The sequence below is a fragment of the uncultured Winogradskyella sp. genome, assembly GCF_947501905.1.
Lineage (GTDB): Bacteria > Bacteroidota > Bacteroidia > Flavobacteriales > Flavobacteriaceae > Winogradskyella.
The window spans coordinates 62,701-88,174 of record NZ_CANMXL010000002.1; the positions used below are offsets into that span (position 1 = coordinate 62,701).

The following is a 25,474-nucleotide window of genomic DNA, read 5'->3' on the forward strand; positions in this document are numbered from 1 at the left end:
TATTTTAATACAATAAATAGCCTACACCTAATAAAATTGAAAACATAAAAGTTGTCAATGCTAATACTTTAAGCTGACTATCAAAGTCATCAGGAACTTCAGCTTTTTTAATTTTTTTTAAATGAATAACTAAAGGAATAAAACTTAGAAGAAAAATAAAATTATAAGGTTCTACATAATATAATATGCTAAATAATATAGCCGAGAACATAGCGCCAACTATCAAAAAATAATGATATTTCTTAGCCTTTTGCTTTCCTAGTTTTACTGCAAGAGTAATTTTACCAACTTTCTCATCAGCTTCCAAATCTCTCATATTATTAAGGTTTAGAACTGCTACACTCAATAAACCTAAAGTTGCTGCAGGCAAAAATACAATATGGTCAATGGCTTTTACATTTAGTAAATATGTACCTAAAACACTTATGAATCCAAAAAATATAAATACAAAAACGTCTCCTAAAGCTCTATAACCATATGGAGAATCTCCCATCGTATAATTGATTGCCGCATAAATTGATAGACCTCCAAGAAAAATAATAAGTAATGCGTATAGAAAATACATATGCCCAAAAGCCACATAAACTAGCGAAATTGTGAGTGCAATGACTATAAGAATATTCTTTTTTATCGCTTCAAACATTTGCTCCGGAGTAATCTCTCCACTTTGTATGGCACGCTGCGGACCTACTCTATCTTCATTATCAGTACCTTTAATCCCATCTCCATAATCATTTGCTAGATTAGATAGGATTTGCAAACTTACAGTTGTTAAAAGTGCGAGTATAAATACAAAAACATTAAACTTACCATTGTAAGCCGCAAGGCATGTGCCTATGATAATTCCGGAAACTGATAAAGGCAATGTACGCAAACGCATTGCCGAAAGCCATGGCTTAATATTATTCATGAATATCGAAACTATTTAGGGAATCCATTTTTTGTCAAAATTTGGTTTACGTTTCTCTAAAAACGCATCTCTACCTTCTTTAGCTTCATCTGTCATGTATGCTAAACGTGTAGCTTCTCCAGCAAATACTTGTTGCCCAACCATACCATCATCAGTAAGGTTCATTGCAAACTTTAGCATCTTTATAGATGTCGGAGATTTAGCTAAAATCTCTTGCGCCCATTCATAAGCAGTATCTTCTAAATCTTTATGAGGTATAACAGCATTAACCATTCCCATCTCATAAGCATCTTGAGCAGAATAGTTACGCCCTAAAAAGAAAATCTCTCTAGCTTTCTTTTGCCCAACCATTTTTGCTAAATATGCTGAACCATAGCCGCCATCAAAGCTTGTTACATCTGCATCTGTTTGTTTAAAAATTGCATGTTCTTTACTCGCTAAAGTTAAATCACAAACAACATGCAAACTATGTCCTCCTCCAACTGCCCATCCAGGGACAACAGCAATTACAGCTTTAGGCATAAATCTGATAAGGCGTTGTACTTCTAAAATATTAAGTCTATGGTAACCATCGTCGCCAACATATCCTTGATGACCTCTCGCCTTTTGATCTCCACCAGAACAAAAACTCCAAATACCATCCTTAGTTGATGGTCCTTCAGCACTAAGTAAGACAACGCCTATATTGACATCTTCATTTGCATCATAGAAAGCATCATAAAGTTCTGAAGTTGTTTTTGGTCTGAATGCATTTCTAATATTTGGCCTATTAAATGCTATACGTGCTACACCATTACATTTTTTATAAGTAATGTCTTCGTATTCTTTAGCAACGACCCATTTTATATCACTCATTAAATATTCATTCTTTAGCAAACAAAAATACGGATAAATTCTATTTCTAATTCTATGATTAATTTACAAAAAGAGCAACATTTTGTTTAAGATTAAAATCTACTTTATTCAACGAAAACGTTGTAATTAAAATTAACTCAAATCACTATTAATCAACTATTTAAATTATCTGTAACAATTCATATATTTTTTTATTTAATTCTAACATAAGTTAAACAAAGCTTGAAGTTTTAGTACCTGATACGTTAAAGTCAAAAAAAGCCATGTTAATACTATGCTTGCATAGTACTTTTGCACTCTGTTAAACAAGAAATATGTCGATAACTGAATACAAAAATACGCTAGAACTCATTGATTATAAGGAAGTAAAAATTGGAAAGCTGTACTTTTTTAATAATTATGTTGTTGGTGAATTTAATGAAGGTATACATATAGATTTTGAGACATTTGCGGAATCAACAGAAAAAATACTTAGCTATTTTGGTAGTAATGATTTTGGTTTTATAGCAAATAGAACAAATTCTTACTCAATTGATTTAAATGATGCAAATCGCTTTAACAAGAGCTTTCCAAATCTTAAGGCCTATGCTGTAGTATGCGATACTCTGTTTGGAAAAGGTGTATTTGAAGTTGAAAACCAGTTCTTTAAGTTTAACCGACAAATATTTAAAAATCTAGAAGAAGCAATAACTTGGGTTGAAGAAACGATATAAAGCATCTATTTCAAATAGATACCGTTCTCTTTGATTTCAATTTTTCTTGCTTTATATAATGAGCCAACAGCTTTTTTAAAGTTCTTTTTACTCATTTGCAGCATATCCTTTATATCATCAGGTGCAGATTTATCATTTAATGGCAGATAACCCCCATTATCCCCCAATTCTGTCAAGATAAACTGCGCATTGGGCTCTATATTACGATACCCGATTTGACTCAGAGAAATATCTAACTTATTTCCAGGTCTTATTTTTTTGATAGTGCCCTTTAACCTGTCTCCAACGCTTAGGTCTTTAAAGATTTCATCTTTAAAGACTAAGCCAAGGTGACGTTTATTTACAATCACATTCATTCCAATATCCGAAGGATGTGACACAATTAAATCTACTTCTTCATAGCGTTCTACAGTTAGCTCTTTATTATCAAGAAAGTGATTGGTTTTACTAGAAGCCACAAGACGCCCTGATTCTTCATCTAAATAACAATGCACAAGGTACCATCCTCCTGCTTTCATTTTAAAAGCTTGTTCTTTAAATGGGCAGAATAACTCTTTAACTAAACCCCAATCCAAAAAAGCACCAAATTTTGTGACTTGATTACAACGTAGCAAAGCAAAATCACCTCTCTTAATATATGGTTTATCAGTAATTGCTACTGGTCTTTCTTCATTATCTAAATAAGCAAAAACTTCAATCTGATCTCCTATTTCAAAAGATTCAGGTACATATCTATTTGGTAATAAGATTTCGTTCTCTTCATTATCTCCTAAGAAGAGTCCTGGCTCTGTATCTCTTAAAATTGTAAGTGTATTGTATTCGCCTATCTGTATCATAGTGCAAAGGTAAATAAAGTTAGAAGTTTAAGGTTCTAAGTTCTAAGTTTAATTCCTCATAAATATTATGAGATGCTGAAATAAATTCAGCACAAAGAAAAAGCGCTAGTATTCTGTAGTAGAATTATAGCGCTTACTTTATTTGAAACATCTTATCCTAGTACCTAGTAAACAGATTCTTTTTTAAAGTGCTTCGTCAACATATAATATATTACTGCTCTATACTTGTTACGGTTTGAGCGTCCATAAGTTTCAATAACACTATCAATAGCCTTATCTAAATCTGCTCCATCGCTCAATCCTAGTTTTTTAATTAAGAAGTTATTTTTTACTGTTGCCAATTCTTTTTCATCTGAACCTGAAACTGTAGCAGCATCTGCATTGTAAATTGATGGCCCCAAACCAATAGTAACCTTAGTTAGTAGGTCCATATCTGGATTCATACCACATTTATCTTTTAAATCTGCAGCATATTTTGCAATAAGGTCGTCTCTTTTACTCATTATTATAGTTTTTTTAGATTAATACACTTGAACATTTTAAAGATAGTGAAATTTACTATTCAAATTAAAAAGACTAATAAGTTATTAAGAATTTTACTACTTAATAAATTCAAAATAGCTAATTAAAATCTCATCATTAATTTGAGAAGGTGTGAAAATTTCTAACAGTTTTGGTTGATTTGAAACCTCATAAAATGTTTTTAAAGTATTAGTTAAAGCTAATTCTTCATCAACTGCGATATATTCAAAACCATACATTTTAGATAAGTTCGAAGCATTAAGATGATGCTTAGTTTCGAAGAAAGTATCAAAGTTTTCGGTATTCTTATGGCCTGGCAAAATTCTAAAAATCCCACCTCCAGAATTATTAATAACTATAATTCTAAAGTTATTAGAAATGTAGTTATTCCAAAGCGCATTACTATCATAGAAAAAGCTTAAATCACCAGTAATAAAAGTCACTCTCTCTTCTGAAGCTAAAGCTGCCCCAATAGCTGTACTTGTACTACCATCAATACCACTTGTACCTCTATTACAAAATACGGTTACACTATTTTTAAGTTGAAACAATTGCGTATATCGTATTGCCGAGCTGTTACCAACTTGAAGTTGGCTATTATCTGGAATACTTTTTAAGAGTTTATCAAAAACTATAAAGTCTGAAAAAGAAATGGTTTCTAAGTATTTATCGTGCTTATCTCGACGCTTTTGCCTAATCGATAACCAATACGTTTTATATTTGCTTTTTAAATTACCATTAACACCAGATAGAAAAACATCAAAAAATGTATTAGGCCTTAATTTAATGTGCCTGTCTAAAATGAAGAAAGTATCATTTGCATTATACTCATCAATATGCCAATGGTATTTCGGCTTATAACCTCTGAGGAAACGCTTTACCTTTTTTGACACTATTAAACCTCCAAGAGTTAATAACACATCTGGTTGAAGCATCTTAAAGCCTTCCTCATCAAGTGGCGCTATAAGTTTGTCTATACTAGGAAATATATCCTTATGATGAAGGTTTGATGTGGTTTCTGTCATGATAATAACACTATCATCTTTTGACAATTCATTTAACCACTTCGCTTCTATTGAATTTGGTTGTAATACACCAACCAAGATTAGTTTTTTGCTAGAATTACTCCAGATTTCAGCACATTCTTCTATTTCAATGGCATTAATACTTTCTTTAGTATTTGGTAACTTAAAAGGTATTGGACTAATGGTTAACTCATCAACCCTTTTGTATAAAGGCTCATCAAAAGGCACATTAATATGCACTGGTCCAGAATTTATAACTGCACTATGCAATGCTTGATGAATTTCTGTTTCGTTTTGAGATTGAATACCATTTTGAAGTCCTAAAAGTTTCTCAAACTTATTTTCCAAGTTTTTAAAAATTGGCACCTCATCCTTTGGTTGTTTTTGAGTTTCTTCTCTTAAATCAAGCTTTAGGTTAGCACTGTAAAACACATGTTCACCGTAGACATTTTTTTGCTTAATAGTTTGCCCATCTCCAATATCTACTAAATGTTTTGGTCTGTCCGCGGATATAACCACAATCGGAATACGACTATAATACGCTTCTGAAACTGCTGGGTAATAATTTAAAAGTGCACTTCCTGAAGTACAAATGACTGCAGTAGGTTCTTGCGTTTGTTGTGCAATTCCTAATGCAAAAAAAGCTGCACAGCGTTCGTCTACAATGCTATAGCACTCAAAAAAATCATCATGAGTAAAACCAATAGTTAAAGGCGCATTACGACTTCCTGGAGATATAATAATATGCTTGATATTATGCGTTTTGCATAATGTCACAACCGTTTGTGCTAAAGGAATTTTAGAGTATTGCATCAATACGCAAAGATAAACAATTTCTAGGTGGACTTATCTCAAAATACGACCAATAGTTTTTGCTTTATTTTGAGTTTCTTCCCATTCGTTTTCTGCAATTGAACCTTGTGTAATACCACCACCAACATAAATAATGGCCTTATCGTCTTTTATTTGCATACAGCGTAGGTTTACATAAAAGTTAGACTGTTTTTTGACAATACTATAAGCATTATTCTCAACGTTCTTTCTATTGGGATTGCGGGTTTTAGAAAACTGAAGATTTAATTCACCTAAGAAGCCTGTATAAAATTCACGATTATAATATTCATTATCGAGAATAAATTGTTTTGAGTCTTCTTTAGGGAAGCCACAAACCGCTGGTGTGGGATGCAAAGCTTCAATGATAGACTTTAATTCGGTTTCTTTAGAAACACGACTAATCAATCGTGACTTTAAATGCCAAAGATTACCAGCCCTGATGGTTTCAACTTCAGAAATATTAGTATTCTCTGTGTAATCTGTAATCTGTTGTGCTAAATAATCCGTTACAATCTGTTGCTCCTTTAACTCTTTTTCTGTCCAATTTGGATTTCTATTTGGGTTATAAGCTTGCGTGCCTGCTAAAGAAATGGTGGTCAATTGTTGACCTTCTATCTTAAATAACAATTCTGGTGTGGCGCCTAACCACAAGCCTACTTTTGGATGATACCAACAATAGACCATTGCATTTTTGTAGGTATTGAATAAGCGTTTAAAAATAGAAATAGGATGTTCTGCAACTGGGCGTTCTTCAAAACGTGAGAGAACCACTTTTTCAAGCTCACCATTGGTAATGGAATCGATTCCTTTAGTAACTAAATTGATGTGTTCTCTTTTTCCTTCGGAACTAAGCTTAAACTCAGTTTTAGACTTTTCATCAAGTTGTAAATTATCAATCTCTAAAACATGATGACTACATTCACTTTGCGGTAAAACAATGGCTGACTGATTTAAGTCAAAAGGAGAAAATACAAAACCACTTTCTTTAAATGTATTTGTTGAATGGAGAATGTCATCATTTTGTAACCAGCATTTAATGATAGAATTTATAGGCCTACTATAGACCACAAAAGGTAATTTGTTATCGTATTGCTGTTCTAAATTTCGAAAAAAAATGTCTTCGTTCATTTACTTTTTCTTAGGCAAAGTAATCGTTGATAAACGACAAATAGACACCAAATTATCGTTCTCATCAGTCACGCGAATATCTATGAGTTGCGTTGTACGTCCACGATGCAAAAAAGAGGCTTTTGCATATATATAGCCTTCTGTTACACTTTTTAAATGGTTTGCAGTAATCTCTAATCCACGAACAAAAAACGCTTCAGTATCAATAAAAATATGAGACGCAAAACTCCCCACGCTTTCTGCTAAAGCAGCAGTAGCACCTCCATGTAATACGCCATCTGGCTGATGCACTTTAGATGTTACAGGCATACGTGCCGTTAGAGTTTCCTCGGTAAAATCTACAATTTCAATCTCTAAGGTTTCCATTAACGTATTTTTACTTGCTGCATTTGCCTTTTTGAGTAATTCGTCTTTAGATATTTGCATAGTTATGCCTACTTTTAATGTCGGAAAGCAAAAATACTGAAAGTCCAAAGAATAATGAATTCAACCGAAAAAGAAATTACATACACCACTACCAACTCTTATACTACCCTAAATACACTGACCGATAACACAAAAAATATCTGGTTAGTTTGTCATGGCATGGGTTATTTAAGTAAATACTTTTTAAAGTATTTTAAAGACTTAAACCCTGCAGAAAACTACATCATTGCTCCACAAGCGCCAAGCAAGTATTATATACAGCCTAAGATGCATGTAGGTGCTAATTGGCTAACTAGAGATAATACTCATGCTGGGATGCAAAACATATTGAATTATCTAGATACTGTTATGGAAGCAGAAGCGATTCCAGAAGATAAAAATCTTATCATTTTTGGATACTCTCAAGGCGTGAGTATTGCGACCCGATTTGCAGTTAAGCGTAAACTACAACCAACTCAATTGGTATTACATTCTGGAGGAATTCCTGTAGAATTAACAGCCAAAGATTTTGAATACCTGTCTGATAATACTAAAGTGAAATTAATTTACGGTACTCAAGACCAGTATTTAGATGAAGCCAGAATTGAAATTGAGCGCCAACGCGCTCATGAACTATTTGGTAACCGATTAGAAGTATTGCCTTTTGATGGTAAACATATAGTTAATGTAGATTATATAAATGCTTTGGTATGATAGCACCAACTATAGAAAACAATCGTGTAAAACTAAGTCTACTTGACCTAAGCAATTATAATAGCTTGGAAGCTATTGCTCAAGAAAAGGACCTCATCTACTACTCGCCTTCTGATATATCAACTCCAGAAAAATTACATGATTATGTGCAGGTTGCTGTTGATGGGTATTATCACAAAACTGTTATTCCGTTTATTATTTATGATAAGGAAAAGGAAGTTTATGCTGGTTCAACGAGATTTGGGCTTATCAATTGGAAAAACAAAGTTCTACATATAGGTTGGACATGGATAGGTCATGATTTTCAAGGTACTGGACTAAATAAAAATATGAAGTTTTTAATGCTGCAATATGCGTTTGAAACTTTAGAATTCGAGAAAGTAGAATTCCGTATAGACTCTCGCAATAATAAGTCTAGACGTGCTACGGAAAAACTTGGTGCTACACTTGAAGGTATCCTAAGAAAAGATACTGTTATGAAGGATGGCTATAGACGCAGTACCTGTTGCTATGGCATCCTAAAAGAAGAATGGCCGACTATTAAGTCGACCATTTTTAAAACCTTTTAACTTGTTTGCCAAGTTTTATTTTTCTCTTTAAGATGTGCTAATTGTTTTTCTAAAAAGGTAATTGCTTTTTCTGCTTGGACACTTGCTTTTACTTTAAAGTCGTGCGCTTCTTCTTTAAATTTTTCTTTACCAGATTTGGCCGCTTTAGAAACGTCTTCTTTTACTTCTTTAAAGTCCGAAACCAATTGGTCTTTAACGTCATTGCCCTCTTTCTTTAATTTATCTCTAGTATCGCTTCCTTTTTCTGGAGCGATTAAAATGCCTATCCCTGTGCCTATCAATGCACCTAATACAAGTGCGCCTTTAAATTGAATCATAACTTTTCTTTTTTAATTGTTGTGTATACTTATAAGACTCAACTAACTAGAATTTGTTACAAATTAATACTTTAGATATTTACTTCTCTTTCTGGAACACAAAACTCTGACCATTTTGTGTAAAGTCAATGGTGTTTTCCTTAAGGTTAAAAACTAATGAAATTCTTGCTGGTTCAAACTTAAATGTGTCATTAGCATAACTATCTAAGGGAAACGCGCCTTGACCATCACCTTGCCCCATTAAAATACCATCACGTACAAAAAACTCAATTTTTATGGGAAAGTTTTCATTAGAAAAAATGCCAGTATATTTATCTAATTCTTCAGTTGAGAGTTTTATTGTTTTTGGGATAACTAAGCCTTCGTCGTTTAAGATTTTGCGCACTTTTTTACTTGGTATGGTATTTAATCCCGTAGAGTTATTCTGAAGAATGATAAATGTTTTATCATTATCTAATTGCCGTTCTATATAGGTCAAGTTTCCTGCCCATGAGCCAGAATGGCTAACCGTCTTTCCATATGCATCCGAGGTACTAACTCCCCAACCAAAGCCATAACCAGAGCCTTTGCCATCTTTGGTCTCAGCCGAACTAAATATTAAAGCCTTGTCTTCTGCATTAACCAGTTTATCCGTATATAATGCTCTATCCCACTTTAGTAAATCGTCTAAAGTAGAATTGACCATCCCATCACCAACAATACCATCTAAGTAATAGAAATAAAATTCTTTACCATAACTATCTGGGCGTACTTTATTACCACTTTTATCACTGATGTAGCCTAATGCGTAATTATCAATCTCTCTAGTCTCGTAACGACTTCTATACACAAAGGTGTTATTCATTCCTAAAGGCTTAAAAATAGTAGAGGCCAAATGATTTGTAAAACTCTTTCCTGAAGCGCGCTCTATAATTGAAGCTAATAAAGCGTAACCTGTATTGCTGTACTCAAACTTATCGCCAGGTTGAAAATTTGCTTTAGGTTTATGTTTTGCAAACAGCTTAATGATATCTTCATTAGTAGCAAATTTTGATTTATCCCATTTTTTCTCAAACAAACCCATATAATCTGGTAATCCGCCCGTATGATTTAATAAATTTCTCACCGTAACGTCTCCGTAAAAATCTAGCTCTGGGATATATTTTGATATTCTATCGTTATACTCCAATTTGCCAGCTTTTTGTAGTATGACAATCCCCATTGCCGTGAATTGTTTGGATACAGAAGCCAACTCAAAAATGGTCTCATTATTTATTTTACGTCGTGTACTCTCATCTGCATACCCATAGCTTTTTTTAAAAATCACCTCGCCTTTTTCAGCCACTAGCACATTACCATTAAAACTCTTTTTGGCGTAAAGCGAAGAAAACAAACTGTCTAAACGTTTCGATTGTAAACTTTGAGAAAAAGTAGTTACAGAACATGCTATTGTAAAAAGTAGTATAAGTGATTTTTTCATGGATTAAAATTTTGAAGATGAATTGATGACCAAGTTAATAAATTCGAGAACTATCATAGTCATTTATTATACAGACTATTATACTTTTCTATCATATACTTGATGTTTTTTTCTGTCCCAACTAATGAATCGAACTCTTTTAAAATCGTTGGGTTATCACTAAATAAAGGTCTTATTCTTGAGTGCGACTCTTTTCTGTTATTAAAACCACCAAAATCATTAGACTTAATTTTAGAGTTATCCTTTGAGGTAAAAAAAATGACTCCATCAACGAGCTGATAAACCTTTATTTTACCATCGATAATCAATTTTACATACCAATCATCGTAAACAGTTTTTATAATGGATTTACCATCTACGCCTTTGAGAGACTTTATAGTTTCTACATCTTTAGGATTTAAAACTTTTTTATCTCCATTTAAGTCTTTGATTTTAAACTTAACCTTAGAAGCATTTAAAAAACCTGTCGCTCTTGTTACTTTTCCGTAGATAGTATCGCCTTTTTTTGTGACTACGTACTCTTTCTCTTGAGCAGTAGATATTGTCAAAACTAATAGGTTAAAAAATAGTATGGCTTTTTTCAATTTTAATACTGATATTTTCACTACACTTATCGTACTTGTATATGAGTTGTAGCTACTTTATATGTGCTATTTTTGCAAAGTAATATACAAAATAGAAAGCGACCTGAGCTTGAACTCAAATCGCTATTACTTATAATTGCTGTTAGCAACTGGTTATTTTAATACTTTTTTCATGAATGTTCTTATTTTATTGATGATTTCATTTCCATCTTCTTCTAAAGCAAAATGTCCTGTATTATAAATATTATAATCTATATTTTTTACATCTTGTTTAAATGCTTCAGCACCACTTTCAGGAAAGAATGCATCGTTCTTACCCCAAACAATCAATAGAGGTGGTTGATTATCTCTCAAATACTGCTGCCATTTTGGATATAATTTTAAGTTGTTTTGATAATCATAAAATAAATCAAAGTTTACGTTATGAGCGTTGGGTCTAGATAGTCTTAAAAAATCTAAATGCCAAGTGTCAGGATTTACATTTGCAGGGTTTCTAGTTCCATGTGTATATTGCCATTTTAAGCCTTCTAAAGAGAAAACTGGTAACAGAGCATTTTCTGTTTGCTCATTTCTGCTAGCCCAAAAAGTTCTAATGTCTTTCCAAGCTTCTCCAAGTCCTTCCTCATAAGCATTACCATTTTGATTAATAATAGCAGTTACTCTTTCTGGATATGCAGTAGCTATCCTAAAACCTATTGGCGCACCATAATCCTGAATCATTAAGGTATAGGTATTGATTTCTTTTAATTCTAAAAACGAATTTATGGTTTTAGCAATATTATCAAAAGTGTATTCATAATCTTTCGCAGAAGGAAAATCACTATTTCCAAAACCAGGGTAGTCTGGTGCTATTAGATGAAATTCATCCGAAAGCTGATTTAATACTTTCCTATATTGATGAGAAGACGATGGAAAACCATGCAGAAGAACTAATGTTGGGTTTTTACTATCACCAGCTTCTCTATAAGCTACTTCAACACCATCAACACTTAATGTTTTGTAGTAAACTAGATTTGTTTGCTTTTGGTTTGAGTGTGTGTTTTGATTCTTTAATGTATTCGGTTTCTCTTGACAAGATACTATTAGCATTAAGGTAAATAGATAAATAAGTTTAAATTTTTTCATGTAATATGTATTTAAAATTTTCGTTCAGATTTTTTTATTTCTAGGTCGTTAATGCTTGCGTAGCGCTTTTGCATTAATCCGTTTTCATCAAATTCCCAATTTTCATTACCATAAGCTCTGTAACAAATACCATCTTTGTTTTTATATTCGTATTCAAATCTTACGGCAATTTTATTATCAAGAAAAGCCCATAACTCTTTTTTAAGTTTGTAGTCTAATTCATTTTGCCACTTGTTTTTTAAAAATTCTTGTACTTCATGCCGACCATTAATAAATTGATCTCTGTTACGCCATTCTGTGTCTTCTGTATATGCCATAGACACTGTTATAGGGTCTTTACTATTCCATGCGTCTTCTGCCATCTGAACTTTTTGTATAGCAGTTTCTTTGTTGAAAGGTGGCAGTGGGTATTTTTTCATGATTATAATTTTATTACCGAACATTCGGTAAAATTTATAAGTAAATTTTTATTCATTAATGTATTTAAGCTCAATATTATTTAATGTGTTTTCGAAAATTGAAATATCTCCTAGTCCTTTCGTGACTATTAAACTACCTTGAATTTCAATTAACACTTGTATCGCTTTTTGTTCAGCATCTGTTTCATTTAACTGAAACGCTCTTCCAATTTCTTTAAAAGTGGAAATCCATTCATTCATTCCATTTTTTATTTGATCCTCAAATAGTTCAATACCTGTTTGCATAGATAGAGCCCGGAAAATACAGGTTTCTTTTCCGTTATTGTATAAAGTACGAATTTCAGATAACCCATTTTTTAATCTTATTTGAGGTTCAATGTCATCATCCAAAAGAAACCTAAACACATTATTAATAACCCATTTGCCTAAATGATTTAAAACGGCATCAGCCATTTCTTGCTTTCCATTTTGGAATCTATGATACAGACTAGCTTTTTTTAAACCTGTTGCTTCAGATAATTCTTTTAAGCTTGCCCCTTCATATCCTTTAGAACGAAAAACTTTAGTCAACCCTTTTAAGATTTCAATATCTAATACTTTTTGTGGTCTCATGGTGCAAATATAGGTAAAAATATATAATTACCAAACGTTCGGTAAAAAATATTTTGTCTTGTTCAAATTAAGACTTGGTTTACAAATAGTTATAAACACAGCAAGATTGGAAAAGTAGTTGTGTACATTTACGTTTAGTTTTGTTTTCAAGAAATAGTAAAGAATGAAAGACGTTTCAAAGCATATCTATCAAGAACAACTAAATACGATTATAGATTATATACACAATCATTTAGATTCTAAAATAGATATTAAACATTTAGCAGAGTTGTCACATTTTTCGCCATTTCATTTTCATCGGATTACAAGAGCTTTACTTGGTGAGCCTATTGGCGCTTACATAACTAGAACGCGACTAGAAACTGCAGCTAAAATGCTGAGATACTCCAAACATTCCATCGAAGAGATTGCATACAATGTGGGTTTCGAAACGCCTTCTTCCCTATCTAAAGCTTTTAAGAATCACTTTGGCATTTCGCCAAGTGAACATCGTATTAAGAAACAATCATTAATCAAAAAAACGAACAGTATGACAACAAAACTCAACATCAAAACACCAAAAATTCTAGACCTAGAAGACCAAATGTGCTTGTATTATAGTATGCAAGGCGATTATCAAAAACTAGATTACCCAATGGCTTGGCAAAAACTTTGGGGCGAAATTAAAGCACAAAAACTATTTACCAAAGGCATACAAATGCTGGGCTTACCACATGATGATCCCAATGTTACTGACCCCAATAAAACAAGATATGACGCCTGTTTAGTAATTCATAAACAAGCAAAACCAAATGGTGATGTTGGTGTTAAAGCACTTAAAGGTGGCAAATTTGCCATGTTTTTATACCAAGGCAGCTACAAGCATTTTGCTGATGTTTATAACCATATGTTTAACGATTGGCTATTACAAACTGATTATGAATTACGTGATGCTCCAGTAAGAGAACGCTATATTAGCAACCCAGAACGAGTTGCTGAAGAAAAATTAAAGACAGAATTTTATATTCCGATTAAGTAACTAATTTGGTGATTTTTGCCATGTGGATTGCTTTTTAAGCAAATAGTCTTTCTCTAGCGCATTATTAACATGCTCAATAGCTTTCTGAATATACTCCAACGCCAATTCTAGATGGTTTGTCGCTTTATAATAATCCGCTTTGGCGGCATAGTATAAGTACTTTCGCTGTTCTAAAGCATCTGGATTGAGTTTTTTGAAATACGATTCGGCACTTTTATAATCTCTATTTTGAAGACATATCACAGCCATAGTCAATTGATGCGATGGCATAGGCTGTAACTCGTAAAGTAATTGGTACCAGTGTAAAATCTTATCCCAATTGGTGTCTTCAAAAGTTCGAGCTTTTAAATGTTCAGCAGCAATTGCCGCTTCATAATGATAGGATGAAAACGCTTCTGTCTCAACAGCTTTATTCATCATGGTATTTCCTAATTGTATTAATGGAAAGTGCCACAAGCTTCTGTCTTGATGTTTTAAGTCTAGTACTTGGTTATTGGTGTTAGTTTTAGAAGATAATCGTGCCGAATGAAAACACATTAATGCAAATAGCGCATAAACATTTGGCTGCCTTGTATTATTATGTTTCAATAACAATTGACATAATCGCATGGCTTCGCCGCATAAATTTTCCCTAATTAATTGCTCTTTATTATTAGAATGAAAACCTTCATTAAAAATAAGGTATAACACTTCCATGACACTATTTAGTCGTTCTTTCAAAGCTTTGCCTTGAGGTATAGCAAATTTTAATTCAGCCTTCTGAATAGATTTTCGAGCTCTTAGAAGACGCTTCTTTATGGTTTCTTCTTTTGTGAGCAATGCTGAAGCAATCTCTTTAGTACTAAAGCCCGAAACTGTTTTAAGAGCAAAAGAAATACGGTCTCTAGAATCTAGCTTTGGATGGCACGCTGTAAAAATCATCCGCAATTGCGCATCTTCTATTTCTTTATCTAGAAACAATTCGTTAATAGCAATAGCGTCTGTTCCTGTAGATAAATTTGAGATGTATTTTTTTTGTGTTTTGAGCGTTCTAAAAATATCAAGGACTCTATTCTTAGCAGCTTTGGTTAGCCAAGCTTCAGGATATTCTGGCTGTTCTTTACGCCATGACAAACTGGCTTTTAGAAAAGTGTCTTGTACAGCATCTTCAATAATATCCAAATGCTCTAAACCGAAGATTCGGGTTAAAACAGAGACCATCTTTCCACTATGATGGCGAAATAGATGGTCTATGTCTTTATGTTCCATTATTTATCAAAGACCATGATTTCACGGATTTCTACTGTTCCGCCTAAATCATAATCTGGGAAGTCTCTTGCTATTTCTTGTACGGCATCAAAATCTTTAGCTTCAACGGTGTAGTAACCGCCAACTATTTCCTTAACCTCTGCAGAAGTTAAATCAGTAACTGTTCTGTTTTCTCCAACAATGCGTCTTATTTGAGGTGTTAAAGCTTCGCCACCTCTAAGGATTCCAGCTTGTTCCATTTTGTTGCCCCAGGCAAACCATTTGCCCATTCGGTTTTGTAATTCGTCTGGCGATAGCCCTAAGTCAGCATAATCAGCACCGATGAAAATCATCATAAAATTTTTCATAATTCTAAAATTTAATTGTTTATACCCTTAAGACGTATAAGAAAACAACAAAGGGGACAACTTTATTAATTAATTTAGGACATGAAGATAAAAACTTTGAATTAAGTAGAAAAGATGATTATCTCTAAACTAATTTGTAAGCTTAGCAACAATATCTTTTACAGGAAGAATTGCTTTTGTATGCTCAATACTTGGACCAGCGACCCATACCGTTTTGTAAGTCGCTTTTTTAGCCGCTTTTTCTGTGGCTTTCATACCTATTGAAAAACGAATCATCTTCACCCATTTCTTAAGTTTTCGATTTTTATTTAAAACAGATTCTAACCAAGTTTGCTTTGTTCCTATTTTCTGAACATAAGGTGTATTAATTACTGTACATGGTGTGCCAGAAATACGCTCAGTCATAACGATGTCTTCTGCACCGTAATCGACACAAGCTTGTTTGTACTCGTCAGTTACACCAGCTTCTATTGAGGCTATAAATGGGCTACCTACTGAAACACCAGCAGCACCATAACTTAACATATTGTCTATATCTGCTTTGCAACCAACACCTCCAGCTGAAATCACCGGGATAGACAATTCTTTGCTTAATAATCCTGTCAATTCTTGAGGCGTCATATTTCCTCGGTGGCCACCAGCTTCGTTATTAACCGCAATAGCAGCATCTGCACCAAGACCTTCTACCTTTTTAGCAAATTTTAAATCTACAACATCACAGAAGACTTTAATTCCGACTTTGTGCGCTTGTTTAATTGTTTCTTCTGGACTTCCTAAAGAGGTAATAATAAAATCGCAACCTTCCTCACAAATCACTTCTAATTGTCCTTTATACTTTACGTTAGATTTATTGACAATTAAATTAAATCCAAACGAACCGCCTTCTGGTTTATTAGCTTTCAACTCTTTAAGCGCAGCACGTAACTCCTCTAAAGTTCTGTAATTTAAAGCAGGTATACAGCCTGCAATACCAGCATTCATAGCCTCAGTAACCATATTAACGTTAGAAACTAAAAACATTGGCGCCTGTATAATTGGATATTTTATTTGAAGTAATTCGGTAAGTTTAGTTTGCATCTTCTACTATAGATTTTGTCAAATATACTAAATTATATTATGCATGCATAATAGTTTTATTCTAAGAAGCGGTAATAGCCACACTTTAAATAAGCGCCTTCAGGAAAGGTCACTGGATGGTCAATATCATGTTTAGTTTTAAGTATGGTTTCAAACAGACGAGTCTGGGCGTTTAGGACACGTTGATTTAAATCAAAAAATGATTGCGCTAAAACTCGCGAAGAACATGAGGCCAGAACCAGTAAGCCATTTTTTGCTGTTAGCTTCTCACCTAATTCTGCCAATTGCGCATATTTCTTTTTGGCTAATTCTATTTCTGATTGTTGTTTTGCAAAACTTGGCGGATCGATAACAACGATATCATAACGCTTGGCTTTTTTAATTAAAGCCTCCATTTCCTTAAAAGCATCTCCCGAAATGGTTTTATGTTGACCGACATAATCATTAAGTCTACCATTATCTCTGGCGACATCCAAAGCTTGTTTACTAATATCTAAACTCGTCACCTCATCTGCGCCATTTGCTAATGCATGTACAGAAAATCCTCCAGCATAAGAAAAGACATCGAGCACCTTTTTACCAGTGCTTAATTCACCAACTCGTCTTCTATTTTCGCGATGATCCAAAAAATAACCTGTTTTATGACCTTTAATAACATTAGCAGAAAAGTTAATACCGTGCTCAATAAATTGAACAACTTCATCTTCTAAAACGCCATAAATTACGTCACCATCATTAAGATTATGATTATTACTATTCTGCAGGTTTCTACTTAACCGCATAACTACAGTTTCTGAATTTGAAACCTGTTGCAAACTATGTACTATAGGTTCTAAATACGGCAACCATATTTCGGAATACAACTTTACGACTAATACTTTAGCGTATACGTCTGCTATTAAACCAGGAAAGCCGTCATTCTCACCAAATATTAAACGATAACTATTAGTGTTAGTGGTTAAGAGCTCTTGACGTAATGCATAGGCTTTTTCAATTTTAGTATGAAAAAAATCAGCATTGATAACTGCTTTGGTTTGCGCATTATGAATCATTTTTATTCGGATTGGAGATTTTGCATCAAACAATCCTAACCCAATAACTCTGTTCTTATTCTTGCTGAAGATAATAGCTAAATCACCTGTCTTTGCATCCTCATTAACCTTCACAATACTATTAGAAAACACCCAAGGATGCCCTTTTATAACAAATTGTTCGCCTTTAGAATTAAGTTTTATAGCCAAACGCTTAGGTTGGTAAATAGATGTTATAGAGTCTGAAAAGGTATTCAAATGACAAATAATTTTGGAGTTGCAATTTAACTACTTATTTTGGCAGTTATAAACTAATAATTACAATAAAAATGAAAATCAAACAATTATCACTTCTACTTGTGCTTGTTATCGTATCAAGTGTTTCTTTTGCTCAGAAAATTAAAATCAAAAAAGGAAACGTTACCGTAGATAAAGTGAATACTTGCAAAATTGAAAAAGATGATGTTAGTCGTGGTGCGTTTTATATTAACAACCTTCAAGACGAGCAATTACTATACTTAAAATGGATTGATTGGGGACAATATGGCTATATGGAAATTTACAAAGCAGATAACCTAGATGATATCCTTTTTGAAACAGAAGTTGGAATTGGCTATAAAAAATGGATTATTAAGAAATTATATAATGCTAAAGTATTATCTAGTGCTGGAATAAATGAAGATAAGCTGAATCAATTTGCGAAAAAGTTCGGTCGAGAATTCACAAGAAAACGCAATAGATATTAATTAAAAATCTATCAAATATTAAAAAGCCCAACTAAAAAGTTGGGCTTTTTATATTAATGAGATGCCGAATCAAGTTTGGCATAAGCGATTTATATATTTTTTGCCTAAGCAAAAAACAGTTCTCTGCTTACTTCACTTCTTCGAAGTCAACATCTTCTACATTATCACCTTCGGCTTCTGGTTGACCTTGAGCTCCTGCATCAGGACCTGGTGCGCCACCTTGAGCTTCGGCTTGTGCTTTATACATTTCTTCGCTAGCAACTTTCCAAGCTTCATTAATTTTCTCTAAAGCTGGTTCTATAACTGCTAAATCTTTTGATTCGTACGCTGTTTTTAATTCAGCTAGAGCATCTTCGATTGGCTTTTTCTTATCATCAGATAATTTATCACCAAATTCAGCTAATTGACTTTCGGTTTGGAAAATCATTGCATCAGCTTGATTTAGCTTTTCAGCTGTTTCTTTAGCTTTTGCATCTGCATCTGCATTTGCTTCAGCTTCAGCTTTCATCTTTTGGATTTCTTCATCTGTTAATCCAGAAGACGCTTCAATACGGATATCTTGTTTCTTACCTGTTGCTTTATCTTCAGCAGATACTTTGATAATACCATTGGCATCGATATCAAAAGTTACTTCAATCTGAGGTGTTCCTCTTTTTGCTGGTGGAATACCATCTAAGTGGAAACGACCAATTGTTTTATTATCTGCAGCCATTGGACGCTCACCCTGTAATACGTGAATTTCTACCGATGGCTGATTATCTGCAGCTGTTGAGAATACTTGAGATTTCTTAGTAGGAATGGTAGTATTCGCATCAATTAATCTTGTCATTACATTACCCATAGTTTCGATACCAAGAGATAATGGTGTTACGTCTAATAAAAGAACGTCTTTTACATCACCTGTTAATACACCTCCTTGAATACCTGCGCCTAGAGATACAACTTCATCAGGGTTAACACCTTTACTTGGTGCTTTTCCGAAGAAAGACTCTACTGCTGCTTGTACTGCTGGAATACGAGTAGAACCACCTACAAGAATAACCTCATCAATATCAGACTTGGATAAACCTGCTGCTTTTAATGCTGTTTGGCATGGCTCAATTGTTCTTTTAATTAAATCGTCAATTAACTGCTCAAATTTTGCACGTGTTAATGTACGTACTAAGTGCTTTGGTCCACTAGCTGTAGCTGTTACATATGGCAAATTGATTTCTGTTTGAGTAGAAGATGATAATTCAATCTTTGCTTTTTCAGCAGCTTCTTTAAGACGTTGTAAAGCCATTGGATCTTTACGTAAGTCCATATCTTCATCTGCAATAAACTCTTCTGCTAACCAATCGATAATTCTTTCGTCTACATCATCACCACCTAAGTGTGTGTCACCATCCGTAGATAATACTTCGAATACACCATCACCTAACTCGAGGATAGACACATCATGTGTACCACCACCAAAATCGAATACAACGATTTTTTGGTCTGTACCTTTCTTATCCATTCCATAAGCTAAAGCTGCTGCCGTTGGTTCGTTGATGATTCTACGAACTTTAAGACCTGCAATCTCACCTGCTTCTTTAGTTGCTTGACGTTGTGCATCATTAAAGTATGCAGGAACTGTAATTACAGCTTCAGATACATCTTGACCTAAATAATCCTCAGCTGTTTTCTTCATTTTCTGAAGAATCATAGCTGATAATTCTTGTGGTGTGTATAAGCGACCGTCGATATCTACACGAGGCGTATCGTTGTCACCTTTAACCACTGTATATGGTACACGTTCTGCTTCTTTTTTAGATTCAGAATATTTATTTCCCATAAAACGCTTAATCGAATAAACCGTTTTTGTTGGGTTTGTTACTGCTTGTCTTTTTGCTGGGTCACCAACTTTAATTTCACCACCTTCAACGAAAGCGATAACCGAAGGTGTTGTGCGCTTACCTTCTGCATTAGGTATTACAACTGGTTCATTGCCTTCCATTACTGAAACGCAAGAGTTGGTTGTTCCTAAGTCAATTCCAATAATCTTACTCATAATTTGTTTATAGTTTTTAAAGTTTCCACTTTCGCAGAAATTATAATATGATTCATTAAATAATTACGATTTGTATTAGTCAATGATTATGCCATCAGAAAAAATATGACATGATGTCACATTATAAAATCAAAATTAAAACTGAAGTAAAAATCTTTGGTATGACATTTGATAACTTAGAAGAAAAACTTAGACATTATGAAACGTATACTTACATTTATTTTTGCCATTACCTTGTTAAATAGTTGTACAACAGAAGAAATTGTTCAGGTTCAAAACAATGATTTTGTGTCTTCAGCTTTTGAAATAGTTATCGATTTTAATGCCGCTAACAATTATGAATTTATTGAACCTTATGGTTTTAATGTATTTCCATCGGATGTAACTTTAGTATACATTTTATGGGATACGATTAATGGTCAAGATGTTTGGAGATTGGTTCCGCAGACCGTGATTTTTGACAATGGTGATGATTTAGTTTACAATTTCGATTTTACTCAAGATGATGTTCGCTTCTTTTTAGAAGGTTCAGATTTAGATAATGTTGATGATGTTTGGACGCAAAATCAAGTATTCAGAGTCGTTGTCGTACCAGCTGATAATGTTGGTCGTGTAGACAATTCAGACATTAACGTAGTGATGCAGAGGCACGGAATTACAAGTTTCCCGAGACGATAATTAGTCGTCCTACATATATTGAAAAGCCTGAATTAAAGTTCAGGCTTTTTTATTTCCCAAAAAAGCAAACACCATATAAAAACAACATCTATATTTGCGACAAAACTAAATCGTTTGCGATAATGGAATCTATTTCTGTTTTTGATATGTTAAGTATCGGTGTTGGTCCATCCAGTTCTCATACACTTGGGCCATGGCGGGCAGCAAAACAATGGATTAAAGACCTTCAGAATAGAGAACTATTTACTGGAGTTGCCTCAGTACAAGTAGAACTTTTTGGGTCATTGGCATTAACAGGGAAAGGACATGCTACTGATATCGCAGTATTAATGGGACTTTTGGGGACTGACCCTGTTACTTTTGATATTGCTGATATTCAGAATCAAGTGGATAAAGTGAAGACCTCAAAAACTCTGATACTTAATCTTGAAAAAGAGATTCCTTTTGATTTTGAGCAACATATTATTTTTAATCGCGAATTTTTAGATTTCCACCCAAATGGCATAACCTTTACAGCTACCCTAAGAAATGGTTTAAAGAAATCTGCAACCTATTACTCAATTGGTGGCGGTTTTATTGTGCAAGAAGAACGCAAACGTGCCAAAAGACAAACCGAAAAATTTGAAGGTTTCCCTTTTCCTATCCAAAAAGCAACTGAGATTTTAGAATATTGCAAAACAGAAAAATTATCGATTAGTGAGCTCGTATACAAAAACGAATTGTCATTACGTGATCCTGATAGAATTGATGCCAAATTAAAAGCCATTTGGGATGTCATGCTTGACAGTATGTATGTTGGTTGCCACACAAAGGGCATATTACCTGGTGGGCTTAATGTCATTAGACGCGCCTACGAAACTCACGAAAAACTTAAAGGTGAAACACCTTACAACAATGCTTACGAATGGATTAATTCCATAAGAGACACTGAAGTGAAATTTAGACAAATACTTAAATGGGTGTCTTGCTTTGCATTAGCAGTAAACGAAGTTAACGCCTCTCTTGGTCGCGTAGTTACAGCACCTACAAATGGAAGTGCTGGTGTTATACCAGCAGTTTTAATGTATTATATGGTAATTGAAAATCATGATGCTAACTTTGAGGATATCAAAAAATTCTTATTAGTCGCTGGAGAAATCGGAAGTCTCTTTAAAAAGAATGCTACAATTTCTGCGGCTATGGGTGGTTGTCAGGCAGAGATTGGTGTATCTTCAGCAATGGCAGCAGGCGCACTAACGGAATTAATGGGAGGTTCTCCTGGTCAAGTACTTGTGGCTGCCGAAATAGCAATGGAGCATCATTTAGGACTTACATGTGATCCCATAGGTGGCTTGGTCCAAATACCTTGTATAGAACGGAATGCCATGGGTGCCATAAAAGCTATAAATGCTGCAGAATTGGCATTAGACACCGACCCAGAAAATGTAAAAGTCCCTCTAGATAAAGTTATCCAAACGATGTGGGAAACCGCAAAAGATATGAGTGCCAAATACAAAGAAACCTCCGAAGGTGGCTTAGCTGTTGGCGTTAATATGGCAGATTGTTAGCTTCGACTCCGCTCAGCTACCAGAGCTAAATCATATTAGATTATGCGGAATTTGTGTTTAAATATTAAATAATCTTAACCTTTAGAAATTGCTTTGCATCCTTGTCGACGTCGACTATCAACTAAATAAATAATTTTCCAATTGTCGTCTTCCTTGATAAGTTGAAATGAATTTACGCCACAATGGCTAAAATTACCATCAAACCAAAACTCATAAGGTGTCCAAGCATTAGCCATTTTTCCATCAATTTTGATATTAAAATCTAGCAATTTTTCTTCAAAGGTCTTGTCTTTAGGGATTCCAGCTATGTTTTTTATAAAACCATAGTAATCGTTTTCATCTAAACGTGTTTTTCCTTCTTTGTTAGAAGAAATAGATTGCATACTTATATTGCCTTTTGCCATAGACTTTAGCTTCACAGTATCTTGCTTATGAAAAGCATCAAAGAAGTCAATGATTGTTTGTTTTACTTTATCTTCTTCAGAAGTTTGTGAAAAAGCTGAAAACATAAAACACAAGGTCAGCATACAAATGGTAAATTTTTTCATGATTGATATTTTTTTGTCAAAATACCTTCAAAATAGTATTTCCACTTAAAGTTAAACAAAAGTTTAACAAATCTCATTATTTTTACCATTCACTAAATATAACAGTATGTCTGTAGCCAAAAAAGAATACAAAAGAATTACAGTAAAGACTTTAGTAGATATGAAGTCTAAAGGCGAAAAAATATCAATGCTTACAGCTTATGATTACACTATGGCAAAAATAGTAGATGGTGCAGGTGTAGATGTGATTTTGGTTGGTGATTCTGCAAGTAATGTTATGGCTGGTCACGAAACGACTCTGCCAATTACTCTTGACCAAATGATATATCATGCATCTTCAGTAGTCAGAGCTATTGATCGCGCTTTAGTTGTTGTTGATTTACCTTTTGGAACATACCAAAGTGATCCTAAAGAGGCACTTCGCTCTGCTATTAGAATCATGAAAGAAAGTGGCGGTCACGCAGTAAAATTAGAAGGTGGTAAAGAGATAAAAGAATCTATAAAGCGAATTTTAAATGCTGGTATTCCAGTTATGGGACATTTAGGATTAACACCTCAATCTATATACAAATTTGGAACCTACACCGTAAGAGCCAAAGAAGAACAAGAAGCTCAACAACTTAAAGAAGATGCTTTAATGCTAGAAAAAGCAGGATGTTTTGGAATTGTCCTCGAAAAAATTCCTGCAGCTTTAGCCAAAGAAGTTGCAGAAAGTGTATCCATACCAGTTATTGGTATTGGTGCTGGAGACGGTGTTGATGGTCAAGTCCTTGTATTGCATGATATGATTGGGATGACGCATGAATTCAACCCGCGGTTTTTACGTCGCTATATGAACCTCTATGAAGAGATGACTACAGCAATTGGCCAATATGTTGCAGATGTAAAGTCTGAGGATTTCCCAAATGAGAAGGAGCAGTATTAAGTTATGGGGACTTTAGAAAAAATTATTCAAAAACTTGAGTTACAACCTCATCCTGAAGGTGGTTTTTTTAAAGAAACTTATAGAAGTAAAGGTGTTATATCTAAATCATCTCTTCCTGAAGTTTTTCAAGGTGAAAGAAATCACTCTACATGCATCTATTATCTATTAAAATCTGATGATTTTTCTGCATTTCATAAAATAAATCAAGATGAAATATGGCATTTTTATTTAGGTGATGCCATAGAATTGCATATGATATCTGAAGAAGGAATATTAAATACTGTTAATGTCGGAAGAGATGTATTAAATAATGAAGCCTTACAAGTTGTTGTACCTAAAAACTGTTGGTTTGCCGCAAAAGTTATGAATCCAAATAGTTTTGGATTAGTTGGATGTACGGTTTCTCCTGGTTTTGATTTTAAAGATTTTACTTTGGCATCATATGACATGCTCGCTAGTAAGTTTCCCCAACATAGAGACATTATAAAAGCGTTTACAAGACAATAATGTCTAATCAAAAAAAAACAATATCAAATAAAGACAATTTACAAGTTATCTATGAGGATAACCACATCATAGTTGTCAATAAACGTGCTGGCGATATTGTTCAAGGTGATAGAACAGGAGACAAGCCTTTAAGTGATGTCGTAAAAAAATACATTGCAGAAAAGTATAATAAACCAGGAAATGTATATCTTGGTGTTGTACATCGCTTAGACAGACCTACAACTGGCATTGTCATGTTTGCCAAAACCAGCAAAGCTTTACCACGATTAAACAAACTGTTTGCTGAAAAAAAAGCCAATAAGACTTACTGGGCTTTAGTAAAAAATCAACCTCCAAAAACCGAAGACACTTTGGTGAATTGGCTTAGAAAAAACCCTAAAAACAATAAATCTACTGCTTATAAAAAGGAAATAGAGAACAGCAAAAAAGCAATACTAAGCTATAAAGTTATAAAAACACTAGATAATTTCTATCTGTTAAGTATTGATCTAGAAACAGGAAGACATCATCAAATAAGAACACAGCTTTCAAATATTGGATGTCCTATAAAAGGTGACTTAAAATATGGTTTTGACCGTAGTAATAAAGACGGAAGTATTAGTCTACATGCTAGAACTTTAGAGTTTATACATCCAGTGAAAAAAGAACCTATTTTCATTGAAGCACCTCTACCAAAGGACCCGCTTTGGGATGCCTGTGTTTCGACTCCGCCCAGCAACCACAATTAGTTAATGCTAAATAGA

General features: G+C 33.8%; 29 protein-coding genes. 10 read left to right on the top strand and 19 right to left on the bottom strand.

Annotation, left to right across the window (positions count from 1 at the left end):
* Positions 1-4 precede the first annotated feature (4 nt).
* On the bottom strand, positions 5-910 hold the full coding sequence (gene menA, locus Q0770_RS03870) for a 1,4-dihydroxy-2-naphthoate octaprenyltransferase (RefSeq protein WP_299114211.1): 906 nt from the start codon (positions 908-910) through the stop codon (positions 5-7).
* A gap of 15 nt (positions 911-925) precedes the next feature.
* A complete protein-coding gene (locus Q0770_RS03875) occupies positions 926-1,765 on the bottom strand; it encodes a 1,4-dihydroxy-2-naphthoyl-CoA synthase (RefSeq protein ID WP_299114213.1) in 840 nt (279 codons plus the stop codon).
* A 314-nt stretch (positions 1,766-2,079) separates the two neighbouring features.
* Here Q0770_RS03875 and Q0770_RS03880 point away from each other — a divergent pair, with 314 nt between their 5' ends.
* Positions 2,080-2,478, top strand: coding sequence for a hypothetical protein (locus Q0770_RS03880; protein ID WP_299114214.1), 399 nt, complete (start codon positions 2,080-2,082; stop codon positions 2,476-2,478).
* A 5-nt stretch (positions 2,479-2,483) separates the two neighbouring features.
* Here Q0770_RS03880 and Q0770_RS03885 read toward each other — a convergent pair whose 3' ends face one another.
* The 5 genes from Q0770_RS03885 to Q0770_RS03905 all read right to left on the bottom strand — a co-directional run bounded on the left by Q0770_RS03885 (position 2,484) and on the right by Q0770_RS03905 (position 7,249).
* Positions 2,484-3,314 (bottom strand): S1 RNA-binding domain-containing protein, encoded by an 831-nt coding sequence (locus Q0770_RS03885; RefSeq protein ID WP_299114216.1) that lies wholly within the window; start codon positions 3,312-3,314, stop codon positions 2,484-2,486.
* A 164-nt stretch (positions 3,315-3,478) separates the two neighbouring features.
* Positions 3,479-3,817 (bottom strand): DUF2853 family protein, encoded by a 339-nt coding sequence (locus Q0770_RS03890; RefSeq protein WP_299114218.1) that lies wholly within the window; start codon positions 3,815-3,817, stop codon positions 3,479-3,481.
* A 96-nt stretch (positions 3,818-3,913) separates the two neighbouring features.
* Entirely contained in the window at positions 3,914-5,674 is a 1,761-nt protein-coding gene (gene menD / locus Q0770_RS03895) for a 2-succinyl-5-enolpyruvyl-6-hydroxy-3-cyclohexene-1-carboxylic-acid synthase (protein ID WP_299114220.1), read from the bottom strand.
* A gap of 33 nt (positions 5,675-5,707) precedes the next feature.
* The gene (locus Q0770_RS03900) at positions 5,708-6,823 is read right to left on the bottom strand and encodes a chorismate-binding protein (protein WP_299114222.1); all 1,116 of its coding nucleotides are present in this window, start codon (positions 6,821-6,823) and stop codon (positions 5,708-5,710) included.
* On the bottom strand, positions 6,824-7,249 hold the full coding sequence (locus Q0770_RS03905) for a PaaI family thioesterase (RefSeq protein WP_299114224.1): 426 nt from the start codon (positions 7,247-7,249) through the stop codon (positions 6,824-6,826).
* A gap of 54 nt (positions 7,250-7,303) precedes the next feature.
* Here Q0770_RS03905 and Q0770_RS03910 point away from each other — a divergent pair, with 54 nt between their 5' ends.
* Positions 7,304-7,942, top strand: a complete 639-nt coding sequence (locus Q0770_RS03910; protein ID WP_299114226.1) for an alpha/beta hydrolase — start codon at positions 7,304-7,306, stop codon at positions 7,940-7,942.
* A complete protein-coding gene (locus Q0770_RS03915; protein ID WP_299114228.1) occupies positions 7,939-8,511 on the top strand; it encodes a GNAT family N-acetyltransferase in 573 nt (190 codons plus the stop codon). The genes Q0770_RS03910 and Q0770_RS03915 overlap by 4 nt, the downstream gene beginning before the upstream one ends.
* Here Q0770_RS03915 and Q0770_RS03920 read toward each other — a convergent pair.
* The 6 genes from Q0770_RS03920 to Q0770_RS03945 form a co-directional block, all read right to left on the bottom strand.
* Positions 8,508-8,828, bottom strand: a complete 321-nt coding sequence (locus Q0770_RS03920) for a YtxH domain-containing protein (RefSeq protein ID WP_299114230.1) — start codon at positions 8,826-8,828, stop codon at positions 8,508-8,510. The two genes, Q0770_RS03915 and Q0770_RS03920, sit on opposite strands and share 4 nt — an antisense overlap.
* A 79-nt stretch (positions 8,829-8,907) precedes the next feature.
* Positions 8,908-10,287: a serine hydrolase gene (locus Q0770_RS03925; protein WP_299114232.1), complete on the bottom strand. Its 1,380-nt coding sequence runs from the start codon at positions 10,285-10,287 to the stop codon at positions 8,908-8,910.
* Positions 10,288-10,346: 59 nt separating this feature from the next.
* Positions 10,347-10,835: a hypothetical protein gene (locus tag Q0770_RS03930; RefSeq protein WP_299114234.1), complete on the bottom strand. Its 489-nt coding sequence runs from the start codon at positions 10,833-10,835 to the stop codon at positions 10,347-10,349.
* 189 nt (positions 10,836-11,024) lie between these two features.
* Positions 11,025-11,996, bottom strand: coding sequence for an alpha/beta fold hydrolase (locus tag Q0770_RS03935; RefSeq protein ID WP_299114236.1), 972 nt, complete (start codon positions 11,994-11,996; stop codon positions 11,025-11,027).
* Positions 11,997-12,007: 11 nt separating this feature from the next.
* A complete protein-coding gene (locus tag Q0770_RS03940; RefSeq protein ID WP_299114238.1) occupies positions 12,008-12,415 on the bottom strand; it encodes a nuclear transport factor 2 family protein in 408 nt (135 codons plus the stop codon).
* Between the two features lie 48 nt (positions 12,416-12,463).
* Positions 12,464-13,027 (bottom strand): TetR/AcrR family transcriptional regulator, encoded by a 564-nt coding sequence (locus Q0770_RS03945; RefSeq protein ID WP_299114240.1) that lies wholly within the window; start codon positions 13,025-13,027, stop codon positions 12,464-12,466.
* 163 nt (positions 13,028-13,190) lie between these two features.
* Here Q0770_RS03945 and Q0770_RS03950 point away from each other — a divergent pair, with 163 nt between their 5' ends.
* The gene (locus tag Q0770_RS03950) at positions 13,191-14,045 is read left to right on the top strand and encodes a GyrI-like domain-containing protein (protein ID WP_299114242.1); all 855 of its coding nucleotides are present in this window, start codon (positions 13,191-13,193) and stop codon (positions 14,043-14,045) included.
* On the opposite strand, the gene Q0770_RS03955 is transcribed toward Q0770_RS03950, so the two are convergent.
* The 4 genes from Q0770_RS03955 to Q0770_RS03970 form a co-directional block, all read right to left on the bottom strand.
* Positions 14,046-15,293: an RNA polymerase sigma factor gene (locus tag Q0770_RS03955; RefSeq protein ID WP_299114244.1), complete on the bottom strand. Its 1,248-nt coding sequence runs from the start codon at positions 15,291-15,293 to the stop codon at positions 14,046-14,048.
* Complete coding sequence (locus Q0770_RS03960) at positions 15,293-15,640, bottom strand: YciI family protein (protein WP_299114245.1); 348 nt, start codon at positions 15,638-15,640, stop codon at positions 15,293-15,295. Before Q0770_RS03960 ends, Q0770_RS03955 begins: the two co-directional genes overlap by 1 nt.
* Before the next feature lie 129 nt (positions 15,641-15,769).
* On the bottom strand, positions 15,770-16,717 hold the full coding sequence (locus tag Q0770_RS03965) for a nitronate monooxygenase family protein (protein WP_299114246.1): 948 nt from the start codon (positions 16,715-16,717) through the stop codon (positions 15,770-15,772).
* A 56-nt stretch (positions 16,718-16,773) separates the two neighbouring features.
* Complete coding sequence (locus tag Q0770_RS03970) at positions 16,774-18,006, bottom strand: class I SAM-dependent rRNA methyltransferase (RefSeq protein WP_299114247.1); 1,233 nt, start codon at positions 18,004-18,006, stop codon at positions 16,774-16,776.
* A 71-nt stretch (positions 18,007-18,077) separates the two neighbouring features.
* Here Q0770_RS03970 and Q0770_RS03975 point away from each other — a divergent pair, with 71 nt between their 5' ends.
* Positions 18,078-18,494, top strand: coding sequence for a hypothetical protein (locus Q0770_RS03975; RefSeq protein WP_299114249.1), 417 nt, complete (start codon positions 18,078-18,080; stop codon positions 18,492-18,494).
* 127 nt (positions 18,495-18,621) lie between these two features.
* Here the strand turns inward: Q0770_RS03975 and dnaK are convergent, their stop codons facing one another.
* Positions 18,622-20,526 (bottom strand): molecular chaperone DnaK, encoded by a 1,905-nt coding sequence (gene dnaK / locus Q0770_RS03980; protein WP_299114251.1) that lies wholly within the window; start codon positions 20,524-20,526, stop codon positions 18,622-18,624.
* A 198-nt stretch (positions 20,527-20,724) separates the two neighbouring features.
* Here dnaK and Q0770_RS03985 point away from each other — a divergent pair, with 198 nt between their 5' ends.
* Together Q0770_RS03985 and Q0770_RS03990 are read left to right on the top strand one after the other, a co-directional pair.
* Complete coding sequence (locus Q0770_RS03985; protein WP_299114252.1) at positions 20,725-21,204, top strand: hypothetical protein; 480 nt, start codon at positions 20,725-20,727, stop codon at positions 21,202-21,204.
* A gap of 122 nt (positions 21,205-21,326) precedes the next feature.
* Positions 21,327-22,751: an L-serine ammonia-lyase gene (locus Q0770_RS03990; RefSeq protein ID WP_299114254.1), complete on the top strand. Its 1,425-nt coding sequence runs from the start codon at positions 21,327-21,329 to the stop codon at positions 22,749-22,751.
* Positions 22,752-22,825: 74 nt separating this feature from the next.
* Here the strand turns inward: Q0770_RS03990 and Q0770_RS03995 are convergent, their stop codons facing one another.
* A complete protein-coding gene (locus Q0770_RS03995) occupies positions 22,826-23,299 on the bottom strand; it encodes a nuclear transport factor 2 family protein (RefSeq protein WP_299114256.1) in 474 nt (157 codons plus the stop codon).
* 106 nt (positions 23,300-23,405) lie between these two features.
* Between Q0770_RS03995 and panB the strand changes: the two genes are divergently transcribed.
* From panB to Q0770_RS04010, 3 genes are read left to right on the top strand one after another with little or no spacing between them, the layout of a single operon-like run.
* Positions 23,406-24,224, top strand: coding sequence for a 3-methyl-2-oxobutanoate hydroxymethyltransferase (gene panB, locus Q0770_RS04000; RefSeq protein ID WP_299114258.1), 819 nt, complete (start codon positions 23,406-23,408; stop codon positions 24,222-24,224).
* Positions 24,225-24,227: 3 nt separating this feature from the next.
* The gene (locus tag Q0770_RS04005) at positions 24,228-24,731 is read left to right on the top strand and encodes a cupin domain-containing protein (RefSeq protein ID WP_299114259.1); all 504 of its coding nucleotides are present in this window, start codon (positions 24,228-24,230) and stop codon (positions 24,729-24,731) included.
* Positions 24,731-25,459, top strand: coding sequence for an RluA family pseudouridine synthase (locus Q0770_RS04010; protein ID WP_299114261.1), 729 nt, complete (start codon positions 24,731-24,733; stop codon positions 25,457-25,459). Before Q0770_RS04005 ends, Q0770_RS04010 begins: the two co-directional genes overlap by 1 nt.
* Positions 25,460-25,474: the final 15 nt, after the last annotated feature.